The organism is Paracoccus sp. SSJ, from assembly GCF_030234105.1.
GTDB classification, from domain to species: Bacteria; Pseudomonadota; Alphaproteobacteria; order Rhodobacterales; family Rhodobacteraceae; genus Paracoccus; species Paracoccus denitrificans.
In genome coordinates this window covers 94,508-107,506 of record NZ_JASSPE010000002.1, presented here as the reverse complement: position 1 = coordinate 107,506, position 12,999 = coordinate 94,508, and the positions used below count along the sequence as shown (strand labels likewise).

Sequence of the window (12,999 nt, the reverse complement as noted above, 5' to 3'; positions counted from 1 at the left end):
CAAGGATCGACAAGACCCGATGACGATGCGTTTCCTGCGACATGCCCCGATGGTTGCCCTTGTGGCGTTGCTGCCCGGCTGGACCCTGGCGCAGGAGCAGCAGAAGCAGGAGCCCAAGACCATCGTGTCGCACGGCATCTCGGTCTTCGGCGAGCCCGAACTGCCCGCCGATTTCCCGCATCTGCGCTATGTGAACCCGGAGGCGCCCAAGGGCGGCGAGATTTCGGAAAGCTGGCTGGGCGGTTTCGACAGCTACAATCCCTTTACCCATCGCGGCCGCGCCGGCCGGCTTTCGGTCATCATGCTCGAACGGCTGATGGAGGATCCGGCGGATGAGCGTGGTTCGTCCTATTGCCTGCTTTGCGAGACCATCGAATATCCCGAAAGCCGCGACTGGGTGATCTTCCACCTGCGGCCCGAGGCGAAGTTCTCGGACGGATCGCCGCTGACCGCGCATGACGTGCTGTTTTCCTTCGAGCTCTTGCGCGACAGGGGGCTGTCTTCCTATCGCACCGGCATCGCCAAGATGGTCGCCAAGGCCGAGGTGATCGACGATCACACCATCAAGTTCATATTCCAGCCGGATTATCCGCGCCGCGACGTGATCCAGCAGGCCGGCAGCCAGATCGTCTTCTCGCGCGAGGATTTCCGCAAGAACGACCGCGACATCGAGCGGTCGAGCAATATCCCCTTCCTCGGCTCGGGGCCCTATGTCTTCGATGCGGCCGAGATGGGCCGCTCGATGACGGTGCGCCGCAACCCGGACTACTGGGGCAAGGACTTGCCGATCAATATCGGGCGCCACAATTTCGACAAGATCCGCTTCGAGTATTTCACCGATTACGACGCCGCTTTCGAGGCCTTCAAGGCCGGGGTCTATACCTTCCGCAACGAGGTTTCCTCGATCCACTGGGCGACGCGCTACGATTTCCCGGCTCTGAGATCCGGTGCGGTCAAGCGGGAAATGCTGCCCAACGGCGATCTCGCGACCGGCCAGTCCTGGATTTTCAACCTGCGGCGCGAGAAATGGCAGGACATCCGCGTCCGCGAGGCGATCGGGCTGGTGTTCAACTTCGAATGGTCGAACGAGACGCTGTTCTACGGGCTCAACACCCGGGTCAACTCCTTCTGGGACAACAGCGACCTGGCCGCCACGGGCAAGCCGTCCGAGGCCGAGCTGGAACTGCTGAAGCCGCTGGCCAAGGATCTGCCCGAGGGCGTCCTGACCGAGGATGCCGTGGTCCAGCCCGTTTCGGGCAAGTCGCAGCTCGACCGCAGGAACCTGCGCAAGGCCTCGGCGCTTCTGGACGAGGCGGGCTGGAAGGCCGGTTCCGACGGGATGCGCGTGAATGCGAAGGGCGAGCGGCTGAAGCTGGAAATCCTGAACGACAACCAGAGCTTCGACCGCATCATCAACCCCTTCGTGCAGAACCTGCGCGCGCTTGGCATCGATGCGGTGAACGCGCGGGTGGACGACGCCCAGATGACCGCCCGCACCCGCAGCCACGATTTCGACATGATCACCGACAATTTCCTGCTGGGATTCTATGTCGGCGGCGGGACCGAGCAGGTCTTCGGCTCCGAGAACGTGGGCGACGTCTTCAACCCGGCCGGCCTGGCCAATCCCGCCATCGACGCGCTGATCGAAAAGGGCATCCAGGCGACCACGCAGGAAGAGATGGACACCATCATCCATGCGCTGGACCGCAGCCTGCGCGCGCTGCGCTTCTGGGTGCCGCAATGGTACAAGGCCGAGCATACCGTCGCATATTACGACATTTTCGCCCATCCCGAGACCTTGCCGCCCTATGCGCTGGGTGAGCTTGATTTCTGGTGGTATGACGCGGATAAGGCGGAAAAGCTGAAACAATCCGGCGCGCTGCGCTAGGTCCCCCGGGGCCGGCGCGGATCAAGGCGGAGCAAGGGGACGGATGGCAGCCTATATCCTGCGGCGCTTGTTGCTGATCATACCCACGCTGATCGGCATCATGCTGGTCAACTTCACGCTGACGCAATTCGTCCCCGGCGGCCCGATCGAGCAGGTGATCGCCCGCGTCCAGGGCGAGGGCGACGCGCTGCGCAACATCACCGGCGGCGCCGGCGACGCACCCCAGAATACCGAATATGCCGGCGCCCGCGGCATCCCGCCCGAATTGCTGGACCAGTTGGAAGTGCAGATGGGCTTTGCCAAGATCGTCTGCACCCCCGCGCATCAGGGCGAGCCGGACCTGAAATCCCCCGACTGCGCCAAGGAAAAGATCGGCGCGGCCGAACGTTTCCTGATCATGCTGGGCAATTATGTCCGCTTCGATTTCGGCATCAGCTTCTTCCGCTCGATCTCGGTCATCGACCTGGTGCTGGAAAAGATGCCGGTCTCGATCACGCTGGGGCTGTGGTCCACGCTGATCGCCTATCTGATCTCGATCCCGCTGGGCATCCGCAAGGCGGTCAGGAACGGCACCTCCTTCGACACCTGGACCTCGGGCGCGATCATCGTGGGCTATGCCATCCCGGCCTTCCTGTTCGCGGTCCTGCTGATGGTGCTGTTCGCGGGCGGCAGCTATTGGCAGATCTTTCCGCTGCGCGGGCTCACCTCGGACAACTGGTCCGACCTGAGCCTTTGGGGTAAGGTCAAGGACTATCTGTGGCACATCGCCCTGCCGGTGACCGCCACCACCATTTCCAGCTTTGCCACGCTGACGCTGCTGACCAAGAACAGCTTCCTGGACGAGATCAACAAGCAATATGTCATGACCGCCCGCGCCAAGGGCCTGACCGAGGGGCGGGTGCTTTACGGCCATGTCTTCCGCAATGCGATGCTGATCGTGATCGCCGGGTTTCCGTCCATGTTCCTGGGCGTGTTCTTCGGCTCGTCGATCCTGATCGAGACGATCTTCTCGCTGGACGGGCTGGGCCGGCTGGGCTTCGAGGCCGCCGTGCAGCGCGACTATCCGGTGATCTTCGGCACGCTTTACGTCTTTGGCCTCATGGGCCTGGTGGTCGGGATCCTGTCGGACCTGATGTATGTGCTGGTCGATCCGCGCATCGATTTCGAGCGGAGGGCCGGCTGATGGCGATGACCGAGCTGAACCGCCGCCGGCTGCGGAATTTCCGCCGCAACAAGCGTGCCTTCTGGTCGCTGGTCGTCTTTACCGTGCTGTTCGTGGCCTCGCTGTTCGCGGAACTGATCGCCAACGACAAGCCGGTCCTGGTCAGCTACAAGGGCGAACTGCATTTCCCGGTCTATCGCTTCTATCCCGAGACGGCCTTCGGCGGCGATTTCGGCACCGAGGCGATCTATACCGATCCCGGCGTGCAATGCCTGATCCGCACCGGCGGGCGTGAGGAATGCTGGGACGACCCCGAGGCCACCGAGCGCGAGGCGCGCGAAACCGGCCAGGTCGCGGGCGAGGCGGTCGAGCGGGGCTGGATGCTGTGGCCGCCGATCCCCTATCACTATCGCACCATCAACAATGTCGGCACCGCCCCCAGCGCACCCGATGCGGCGCATTGGCTGGGCACCGACGACACGGCGCGGGACGTGCTGGCGCGGGTGATCTATGGCTTCCGCCTGTCGATCATGTTCACGCTGATCGTGACCGTGGTCGCCTCGCTTCTGGGCATCGCGGCGGGGGCGGTGCAGGGCTATTTCGGCGGCCGCACCGACCTGGTGTTCCAGAGATTGCTTGAGATATGGGGCTCAACCCCATCGCTTTACGTGATTATCATCTTGTTCGCGATCCTGGGGCGAAGCTTCTGGCTGCTGGTTTTCGTCTCGATCCTGTTCGGCTGGCCGGCGCTGGTCGGCGTGGTGCGGGCCGAGTTCCTGCGGGCGCGCAACTTCGAATATGTCCGGGCGGCGCGCGCGCTTGGGGTCAGTGACCGCGTCATCATGTTCCGCCATATCCTGCCCAACGCCATGGTGGCGACGCTGACCATGCTGCCGTTCGTCGTCACCGGCACCATCTCGTCGCTGGCGGCGCTGGATTATCTGGGCTACGGCCTGCCCAGTTCGGCCCCCTCGCTGGGCGAACTGGCCTTGCAGGCCAAGCAGAACCTGCAGGCACCCTGGCTGGGCTTCACCGCCTTCTTCAGCTTTGCCATCATGCTGTCGCTGCTGGTGTTCATCTTCGAGGGCGTGCGCGACGCCTTCGACCCAAGAAAGACCTTTCGATGACGCCGGTTCTGGAAGTCAGCGACCTGCGGGTGGGGTTCCGGCAGGACGGGCAGCTTGCGCCCGCCGTCAAGGGCGTCAGCTTTACCGTCGGCAAGGGCGAGACGGTGGCGCTGGTCGGCGAATCCGGCTCGGGCAAATCGGTCACGGCGCTTTCGACGGTGCGGCTGCTGGGCGAGGCGGCAGAGGTCTCGGGCTCGGTCCGCTATGCCGGGCGCGAATTGCTGGGCGCGGCCGAGCCGGAACTGCGTCGGGTGCGCGGCAACGACATCAGCTTCATCTTTCAAGAGCCGATGACCTCGCTGAACCCGCTGCACACGCTGGAGCGGCAGCTTGCCGAAAGCCTGGCGCTGCATCAGGGGCTGCGCGGCGCGGCGGCGCGGGCGCGCATCATCGAGCTGCTGACCCGCGTCGGCATCCGCGACCCGGAAACGCGGCTTGCCGATTACCCGCACCAGCTGTCCGGCGGCCAGCGCCAGCGGGTGATGATCGCCATGGCGCTGGCGAACGGGCCGGAACTGCTGGTGGCGGATGAGCCGACGACGGCGCTGGACGTGACCATCCAGGCGCAGATCATGGAACTCTTGGCAGAGCTCAAGGCCGCCGAGGGGCTGTCGATGCTGTTCATCAGCCACGATCTGGGCCTGGTGCGGCGCATCGCCGACCGGGTCTGCGTGATGAAGGGCGGCGAGATCGTCGAGCAGGGCCCGGTCGAGCAGATCTTTGCCCATCCGCAGCACGAATATACCCGCATGCTGCTGGCCGCCGAGCCTCAGGGCCGCGCCGACCCCATTCCCGCCGATGCGCCGCAGGTCGTGGCGACGCAGGATCTGCGGGTCTGGTTCCCGATCCAGCGCGGCTTCCTGCGCCGCACCGTCGGCCATGTGAAGGCGGTGAACGGCGCCACGATCTCGGTCCGCGCCGGCGAGACCCTGGGCATTGTCGGTGAATCCGGCTCGGGCAAGACCACGCTGGCGCTGGCGATCATGCGGCTGATCGAAAGCGAGGGGCCGATCCTCTACATGGGCCGCGACATCTCGAAACTGCCGGGTCGGGCGCTGCGCGGCTTGCGCCGCGACATGCAGATCGTGTTCCAGGATCCCTTTGGCAGCCTGTCGCCGCGCATGACGGTCGAGCAGATCATCTCCGAGGGCCTGGGCGTGCATGGCATCGAGCCGGGCCGCGACCGGCGCGGGATGGTGGACGAAATCATGCGAGAGGTCGGGCTGGACCCCGCCACCATGCACCGCTATCCGCATGAATTCAGCGGCGGCCAGCGCCAGCGCATCGCCATCGCCCGCGCCATGATCCTGAACCCCAGGCTGGTGGTGCTGGACGAGCCGACCAGCGCATTGGACATGACCGTGCAGGTGCAGATCGTCGAGCTTTTGCGGCGGCTGCAACGCAAGCACGGGCTTACCTTCCTGTTCATCAGCCACGACCTGCGCGTTGTGCGTGCCATGTCGCACCAGATCATGGTCATGCGCGCGGGCGAGGTGGTCGAGCAGGGATCGACCCAGGCGGTCTTCGACAATCCGCAAAGCGACTACACTCGCCGTCTGATCGAGGCGGCGTTTCTTACGGTAATAAGTGAAGATTTTTCGGTAAGTTAATGAAAATACTGTTTGTTCACCAGAATTTCCCGGCACAGTTCCTGCATCTGGCGCCGGCGCTGGCCGCGCGCGGCCATCACGTCGTGGGCTTGACGGACGAAAAGAACCCGCGCCCTTCGCCGGTCCGCGTGGTGCGCTACAAGACGCCGCCCGAACTGAACCTGTCGCCGATGCTGGGCCGGGCCTATAGCGAGATGGCCGAGCGCGGCTGGCTGGCCGCGCGCGGCTGCCGGGCGCTGCGCGATCGTCACGACTATACCCCCGACCTGATCTTCGGCCATAGCGGCTGGGGCGAGACGCTGTTCCTGCGCGAGATCTGGCCGGACGCAAAGCTGCTGGTCTATGCCGAACTGATGTATCGCACGCGCGGCCACGACGTCGGCTTCGATCCCGAGATCAGCCCCGACAGCGACGAGGCGCGGGTCAACACCGTCGCGCGCTCGGCGCATCTGATCCAGGGGCTGGTGCAGGCCGATGCCGGGTTGGCGCCGACGCGGTATCAGGCGGATTCCTTTCCGCCCGAATTGCGCCGCAAGCTGACGGTGATCCATGACGGCATCGACACGGTAAAGGTCTGCCCCAATCCGCTGGCGGAATTCCCGCTGCCGGACGGGCGCAAGTTGCGGGCGGGGGACGAGGTGCTGACCTATGTGTCGCGCTCGCTCGAACCCTATCGCGGCTTTCACCGCTTCATGCGCGCGCTGCCCGAGGTGCTGCGCGCGCGGCCGAATGCGCAGGTGGTGCTGGTCGGCGGCGAAGGCGTCAGCTATGGCGGCCTGCCCAAGGATGCGGCCGGCTGGAAGGAAAAGCTGCTGGCCGAACTCGACGGCCAACTGGACCTGTCGCGTGTCCATTTCATGGGCCGCGTGCCCTATCCGCAATATCTGGCGCTGTTGCAGGTCAGCCGGGTGCATTGCTACCTGACCTATCCCTTTGTGCTGAGTTGGTCGCTGACCGAGGCGATGGCGGCGGGCTGTTATGTCGTCGGCTCGGATACCGAGCCGGTGCGCGAACTGGTCCGCGACGGCAAGAATGGGCGGCTGGTTCCGTTCTTCGACCAGTTGGCGCTGGAGGTGGCGCTGATCCGCGGGCTTGCCGGCGACCCCGATGCCGCGCGGCTGCAAGCGGCGGCGCGCGAAACCATCCTGCAAGGTTATGACCTGCACCGCCACAGCCTGCCGCAGTTGATCGACTGGGTGGAAAGCTTCGCGTCCTAAAGCTCGATCTCGTTTTCCGGATCGCGCTCGGGCAGCGGCAGCGGCGCGTCGGGGGTGTCGGGCAGCGGGTCCAGGCGCGGATCGTCCCCGGGCGCGGGGCGCAGCATGTCGCGCAGCGCATCGCCGACCGGCGGGGGCGGCGGCGCATCGGCACGGCGGCGGATCAGGATGTCGCCATTCTCCAGCCGCTCGGGCGCCTGATAGTTGCGCACATCGTCCATCAGCTTGCCGATATCCTCGAAGACCGGCGCGACCGCGCCCAGCGTATCGCCCAGATCGCGGCCCAGCCGGTCCAGATGCGGCTCGGCCCGGTCCAGCAGGTTGCGCATGAAGTTTTCAAGGCCCCGTTCCAGCATGTCGGATTCCGGCGCGGGCATGTCCTCGGAGGGCGGTTCGTCTGCCAGCGGCGGCTCGTAATCCTGCGCCACGGCGGCTGGGGCCATGAGCGCGCAGAGGATCGCGGGGACAAGGAGGTTGCGCATGGGCCGGTCCTTCGGCTGTTCGCAGGGGAAACGGATGCCGGACCGGGCGGGTTCCCTCAGGCCGGGCGCATCCGGTGCATGTTGCGGAAATTCTCCCAGGCTTCGTTCAGCGCGCGGGTGCGGGCTTCGGCCAGGCGGATCGCCTCGGGCGGCAGCCCGCGGGCGATGGCGCGGTCGGGGTGGTTCTCGCGCACCAGGTCGCGCCAACGCCGCCGCGCCTCGGGCAAGGGGGTCTCGGGCGTCACGCCCAGCACCTCGCACGAGGGGCAGCCCTGTCGGCGGTCGTGGCGGGCACGGATCGCTGCCACCTGCTCGGGCGGCAGGCCGAAGATGCGCGCCACCTCGTCGATGAAGACGATCTCGGCCTCGTGCAGGTCGGTATCGGCGACGGCGATGATGAACAGCCCCTCGACCACATCGGCCAGCACCGGGTCGCCCTGCGGGAACATGGCCGCGATGCGCCGGGCCCAGGCGTCGAAGCCGGCCACGTCCTGCCGCGCCAGGTCGAAGACGCGGGCGGCGTTCTTTTCCTCGGATCGCGGGATGATGAAGACGCGGCGAAAGGCCGCGACCTCCGAGCGTGCCACCGTGCCGTCGGCCTTGGCGAGCTTGGCCCCCAGCGCGATCACGGCGATGGTGAAGGCGACCGATTTCTCGGGCGGGGTGGCGGATCGGCGTGCGCCGACGATCGCCGCCAGCCGGTCGGCGATGCGCTGCCAGAAGCTGCGCGGCTTCGGCAATTCGGGGCAGGGCTGTTTCTGGTCCTTGATCGCGGCGTCCATGGCGTGCAGCCTAGGTGGGGCGACGGGTCAAGTCCACTGACATTCCCGCCAGTTATGTGGCTTTACCTGCGGCTTTCCAGTGCCGCCTTGATCACCAGCACGACCAGCGCGATGACGGTCAGGGTCGAGGCTGCGGCAAAGGCGCCGGTGGTGTTGAGATCGTTGAACATCAGCTCGATCTGCAACGGCAGGGTGTTGGTCTGGCCCCGGATCGAGCCGGAAACCACCGAGACCCCGCCGAATTCGCCCACCGCGCGGGCGGTGCAGAGCACCGCACCGTAAAGCAGTGCCCAGCGGATGTTGGGCAGGGTCACGCGGGAAAACACCTGCCAGCCGCGCGCGCCCAGCGTGACCGCCGCCTGTTCCTGCTCCGAGCCCTGAGCCTGCATCAGCGGCAGCACCTCGCGGACCACGAAGGGGGCGGTGACGAACATGGTGACCAGCACGATGCCGGGCAGGGCGAACATGACCTTCAGGTCATGCGCGGCGAGCCACGGTCCCAGCAGGCCCTGCCGGCCGTAAAGCAGCAGGTAGCAGATGCCGGCGATGATCGGCGAGATCGAAAAGGGGATCTCGATCAGCACCATCAGAAGCTTGCGCCCCGGAAAGCGGAAGCGGGCGATGGCCCAGGCGGCGGCGATGCCGAAGGCGATGTTGACCGGCACCACGATCGCCGCGACCACCGTGGTCAGCCAGATCGCATGCACGACCAGCGGGTCGGCGATGTTCTTCAGATAGACCGCCCAGCCGTCTGCGAAGGCGCGCCAGAAGATGAAGGCCAGCGGTGCCACGACGAAGATCGCCGTCAGCGCGAAGGCCAGCCCGATCAGCAGGCGCGGCACGGTGCGGCTTTGGCCGGGGGCGTGGGTCAGCGCAAGGGTGCTCATCATCGCGCCTCCAGATGGCGGGCGGCGCGGAACTGGATCAGGTTCGACAGCGCCAGCAGGATCAGCGCGATGAGCAGCAGCACCAGCGCGATGGCGGCGGCGCCCTGGTAGTCGTATTCCTCAAGCCGGATGAAGGCGAGGAGCGCCGCGATCTCGGTCTTGAAGGGCAGGTTGCCGGCGATGAACACCACCGCGCCGAACTCGCCCAGGGATCGGGCGAAGGCCACGGTCGAACCCGCCAGCCAGGCCGGCAGGATCGCCGGCAGCACGACGCGGCGGAAGATGGCGAAGGGTCGGGCGCCCAGCGTCATCGCCGCCTGCTCCAGCGCCGGGTCCAGATCCTCCAGCACCGGCTGGATGGCGCGCACCACGAAGGGGATCGAGGTGAAGGTCATGGCCAGGATCACGCCGCCCAGCGTATAGACCAGCTCGATGCCCGCCCCGGTCAGCGGCGCGCCGAACCAGCCGTTCGCCGAATAAAGCGCGGTCAGCGAGATGCCGGCGACGGCCGTCGGCAAGGCAAAGGGGATGTCCATCAGCGCGTCCAGGATGCGCTTGCCGGGAAAGTCGTAGCGGGTCAGCACCCAGGCCATCAGAAGCCCGTAGAAGGCGTTGAAGACGGTGGCCGCCGCGGCGGCGGTCAGCGTCACCCGCAGCGCCGCCAGCGTGCGCGGCGCGGTGACGATGGCCCAGAACCGCGCCGGCCCGATCTCGGCCCCTTTCAGGACCAGTGCGATCACCGGGATCATGATCACCAGCGCGACGTAAAGCAGCGTCGTGCCGAGGCTCAGCGAGAACCCCGGCAACACGCGTTTCGCGCGGATCGGCGCGGCGGCGGCGCTCATTGGTTGACGAAGACCTTGTCGAGGATGCCGCCCTCGGCCAGGTGCTCGGCCGTCACCTTCGCCCAGCCGCCGAAGACCTCGTCCACGGTCAAGAGCTTCACCTCGGGGAACTCGGCGGCGTATTTCGCCGTAACCGCCTCGTCCGTGGTGCGGTAATGGTTCTCGGCCAGCGTCTCTTGCGCCTCGGGCGAATAGAGCCAGTTGAGATATTCGGTCGAAACTTCGGCCGAGCCGTTCTTTTCGGCATTCTCGGTCACCAGCGCGACCGGGAAGGCGGCGAACAGGCTGGTCGCCGGGGTCACAGCCTCGAAGCCCTGCGCCTCGTATTGCTTGGCGATGCCCTTGGTCTCGGCCTCGAAGGTGATCAGCACGTCGCCGATATTGCGCTCGGCGAAGGTCTGGGTGGCGGCGCGGCCGCCGGTGTCGAAGACCGGCACGTTGGCAAAGATCTTGCCGACGAATTCCTGCGCCTTCTCGGGCGTGCCGCCCTCTTGCGTCAGGGCATAGGCATAGGCGGCCAGATAGGTATAGCGCCCGTTGCCGCTGGTCTTGGGGTTCGGGAACACCGCCTGCACGTCGTCGCGCGCCAGGTCCGACCAGTCCTTGATGCCCTTGGGATTGCCCTCGCGCACCAGGAAGGCCGGCAGCGAGTAATAGGGCGAGGCGCCGTTCGGCAGGGCATCGCGCCAGTCCTCGGCCACCAGCCCGTTCTGCGCCAGCACGTCCACGTCGGTTTCCTGGTTGAAGGTGACCACATCGGCCGGCAGCCCCTCTAGGATGGCGCGCGCCTGTTTCGACGAGCCGCCATGGCTTTGGTCGATGGTCACGTCGCGGCCGGTCTTGTCCTTCCAATAGGCCTGGAATTCGGGGTTCAGCGCCTCAAACAGCTCGCGGGCGATGTCATAGCTGACATTCAGGATCTTGTCCTGGGCAAGCGCCGGGCTGCTGCCCAGGAGCAGGGCCAGTGCGGCGACGTGAAGCTTGCGGATCATCATAGGCTTTTCTCCTTGCGGGGGAATTCGGCGGCGGCGGGTTGCGGAGACAGGGCGCGGGGGCCGGGAAAGATCGTGCCCGCCTCGGGGCGCAGGTCGACGCGGGCTCCGGGGACGAGGCCCTGCGCCTCGGGTGCGCGGCGGGGCAGGTCGATGCCGAACCGGCCCGTGCCGTCCGTTCCCTTGTCATCCTCCAGGTCCAGTCGCAGCAGGGCGCCGTTGCTGGTGCGATGCGTGATCTGCCAGCGCCCGGCGGGATCGGGCAGGGGCGTCACATCCGCGGGGCGCAGGAACAGCGTGGCCGGCCCGTCGGGCAGGGCGCGGCGGGGCAGGCGGCTGCCGTCCAGCCCCGGCGCCTCGGCCCGGCCGGCTTGCAGCGTGACCGGCAATTCGATGGTCGCGCCCATGAAGCGGGCGACGAAGGGGCTGGCGGGATGGTCGTGGATCTGGTCGGCATTGCCGATCTGCTCGATCCGGCCGTCGCCCATGACCACGACGCGGTCGGCCAGCTCGAATGCCTCTTCCTGGTCATGGGTGACGAAGATGGTGGTCGAGCCGGTCTGGTCATGCACCTCGCGCAGCCAGGCGCGCAGGTCGCGGCGAACAGCAGCATCCAGCGCGCCGAAGGGTTCGTCCAGCAGCAGCACGGTGGGCTCGATGGCCAGCGCCCGGCCAAGGGCGACGCGCTGGCGCTGCCCGCCCGAAAGCTGCGCCGGATAGCGCTCGCCCAGATGGGCGATCTGCAGGAACTCCAGCAGCTGGTCGACCTTGGCCGCGATCACCGCCTTGCCCGGCCGCTCTGCGCGCGGGCGCACGGTCAGTCCGAAGGCGATGTTGTCGCGCACGCTCATATGCGGAAACAGCGCGTAATGCTGGAATACGAAGCCGATGCGGCGGTCCTGCGCCGCCAGATGCAGCCAGTCGGCACCATGCACCACCAGCCCGCCCGAATTCGGCCATTCCAGCCCGGCGATGATCTTCAGAAGCGTGGTCTTGCCCGAGCCCGAGGGACCGAGCAGCGCCACCAATTCGCCCGATTCGATGGTCAGGTCGATGCCGCGCAGCACCGCGGTGCCGTCGAAGCTTTTGGTCATGTGCTCGATGACGATGGACATGGGCGCCTCCGTTTCCGTTGCAGAGGTAGCGGGCGCATCCTGGACCGGCAAGCCGCAGGGACGCGGCGGATGGCGCGGCATGGCGAATGTTTTCCCGCCGCTGGCCGGGCGGCGGATCGCTGTTCCCCCTTGCCCCTCCCCAAGCGGAAAGCGTCCGGGCTGGGCCGGGCTACGGGGCGCATTCTTCCTTATTTTTCATGCCGTCCGGACGCACGGGGCTTCGCAAGCCGGCGTGGTGCTGCTAGGGTCCGCCCCGCAGCGGACAAGGGGGCACGGCGATGGATGGAGAGGGTCTGGCGATCGGGCGGGAAAGCCCCCTGGGCGAGGACCTGGCATTGCTGTTCGAACGCCACACCGCCGACATGCATGCCGACACGCCACCGGAATCGATCCACATGCTGCCGCGCTCCGCGCTGGTCAGCCCGGAAATCGCGTTTTTCGTGCTGCGCGAGGGCGGCGTCCCGGTCGGCATGGGCGCGGTCAAGCGCATCGCTGCGGATCATGGCGAGATCAAGTCCATGCATGTGCTGGCCGAGGCGCGCGGCCGTGGCCATTCGCGCCGCATGCTCGACGCGCTGATCGCCCATGCGCGATCCGAGGGCATGGCACGGCTGAGCCTCGAGACGGGCGTGCAGCCGACCTTCGTCGCCGCGCGCGGGCTTTATGCGCGGGCGGGTTTCGTCGAATCCGCGCCCTTTGGCGATTACCGGCCCGATCCGAACAGCGTCTTCATGACGATAGACCTGGAAGGCGCTGATTGAGCGGTTGATTCAGCCGTCGTCCTGCGCCATGACTGCCGCCATGCGGCCCCGTAGCTCAACTGGATAGAGCAAGCGCCTTCTAAGCGCTAGGTTCCGGGTTCAAGTCCTGGCGGGGTCGCCATTCTATCAAA

The 12,999-nt window shown here is 66.6% G+C and carries 12 protein-coding genes and 1 tRNA gene; 7 read left to right on the top strand and 6 right to left on the bottom strand.

Going from position 1 to position 12,999, the window contains the following annotated elements; genetic code table 11:
• Positions 1-19: 19 nt before the first annotated feature.
• From QPR87_RS02755 to QPR87_RS02735, 5 genes are read left to right on the top strand one after another with little or no spacing between them, the layout of a single operon-like run.
• Positions 20-1,888, top strand: a complete 1,869-nt coding sequence (locus tag QPR87_RS02755; protein WP_285048211.1) for an extracellular solute-binding protein — start codon at positions 20-22, stop codon at positions 1,886-1,888.
• 43 nt (positions 1,889-1,931) lie between these two features.
• Positions 1,932-3,071 (top strand): microcin C ABC transporter permease YejB, encoded by a 1,140-nt coding sequence (locus QPR87_RS02750; RefSeq protein WP_011748100.1) that lies wholly within the window; start codon positions 1,932-1,934, stop codon positions 3,069-3,071.
• The gene (locus QPR87_RS02745; RefSeq protein ID WP_011748099.1) at positions 3,071-4,177 is read left to right on the top strand and encodes an ABC transporter permease; all 1,107 of its coding nucleotides are present in this window, start codon (positions 3,071-3,073) and stop codon (positions 4,175-4,177) included. Before QPR87_RS02750 ends, QPR87_RS02745 begins: the two co-directional genes overlap by 1 nt.
• Positions 4,174-5,787, top strand: a complete 1,614-nt coding sequence (locus QPR87_RS02740) for an ABC transporter ATP-binding protein (protein WP_285048209.1) — start codon at positions 4,174-4,176, stop codon at positions 5,785-5,787. Before QPR87_RS02745 ends, QPR87_RS02740 begins: the two co-directional genes overlap by 4 nt.
• On the top strand, positions 5,787-7,004 hold the full coding sequence (locus QPR87_RS02735; protein ID WP_285048208.1) for a glycosyltransferase: 1,218 nt from the start codon (positions 5,787-5,789) through the stop codon (positions 7,002-7,004). Before QPR87_RS02740 ends, QPR87_RS02735 begins: the two co-directional genes overlap by 1 nt.
• Here QPR87_RS02735 and QPR87_RS02730 read toward each other — a convergent pair.
• The 6 genes from QPR87_RS02730 to QPR87_RS02705 all read right to left on the bottom strand — a co-directional run bounded on the left by QPR87_RS02730 (position 7,001) and on the right by QPR87_RS02705 (position 12,107).
• Positions 7,001-7,486, bottom strand: coding sequence for a hypothetical protein (locus tag QPR87_RS02730; protein ID WP_285048207.1), 486 nt, complete (start codon positions 7,484-7,486; stop codon positions 7,001-7,003). The two genes, QPR87_RS02735 and QPR87_RS02730, sit on opposite strands and share 4 nt — an antisense overlap.
• Positions 7,487-7,542: 56 nt before the next feature.
• Positions 7,543-8,268: a molecular chaperone DjiA gene (locus QPR87_RS02725; RefSeq protein WP_011748095.1), complete on the bottom strand. Its 726-nt coding sequence runs from the start codon at positions 8,266-8,268 to the stop codon at positions 7,543-7,545.
• 62 nt (positions 8,269-8,330) lie between these two features.
• A complete protein-coding gene (gene cysW / locus QPR87_RS02720) occupies positions 8,331-9,155 on the bottom strand; it encodes a sulfate ABC transporter permease subunit CysW (RefSeq protein WP_285048429.1) in 825 nt (274 codons plus the stop codon).
• A complete protein-coding gene (cysT, locus tag QPR87_RS02715; protein WP_104491965.1) occupies positions 9,155-10,000 on the bottom strand; it encodes a sulfate ABC transporter permease subunit CysT in 846 nt (281 codons plus the stop codon). Before cysT ends, cysW begins: the two co-directional genes overlap by 1 nt.
• Positions 9,997-10,995 carry a sulfate ABC transporter substrate-binding protein gene (locus QPR87_RS02710; protein ID WP_104491967.1) on the bottom strand — a complete coding sequence of 333 codons (999 nt, stop codon included), beginning with the start codon at positions 10,993-10,995 and terminating at the stop codon, positions 9,997-9,999. The genes cysT and QPR87_RS02710 overlap by 4 nt, the downstream gene beginning before the upstream one ends.
• A complete protein-coding gene (locus QPR87_RS02705; protein WP_285048204.1) occupies positions 10,992-12,107 on the bottom strand; it encodes a sulfate/molybdate ABC transporter ATP-binding protein in 1,116 nt (371 codons plus the stop codon). Before QPR87_RS02705 ends, QPR87_RS02710 begins: the two co-directional genes overlap by 4 nt.
• A gap of 278 nt (positions 12,108-12,385) precedes the next feature.
• Here QPR87_RS02705 and QPR87_RS02700 point away from each other — a divergent pair, with 278 nt between their 5' ends.
• Positions 12,386-12,868 carry a GNAT family N-acetyltransferase gene (locus QPR87_RS02700; protein ID WP_011748090.1) on the top strand — a complete coding sequence of 161 codons (483 nt, stop codon included), beginning with the start codon at positions 12,386-12,388 and terminating at the stop codon, positions 12,866-12,868.
• A 44-nt stretch (positions 12,869-12,912) separates the two neighbouring features.
• Positions 12,913-12,989, top strand: a tRNA-Arg gene (locus QPR87_RS02695).
• Positions 12,990-12,999: the final 10 nt, after the last annotated feature.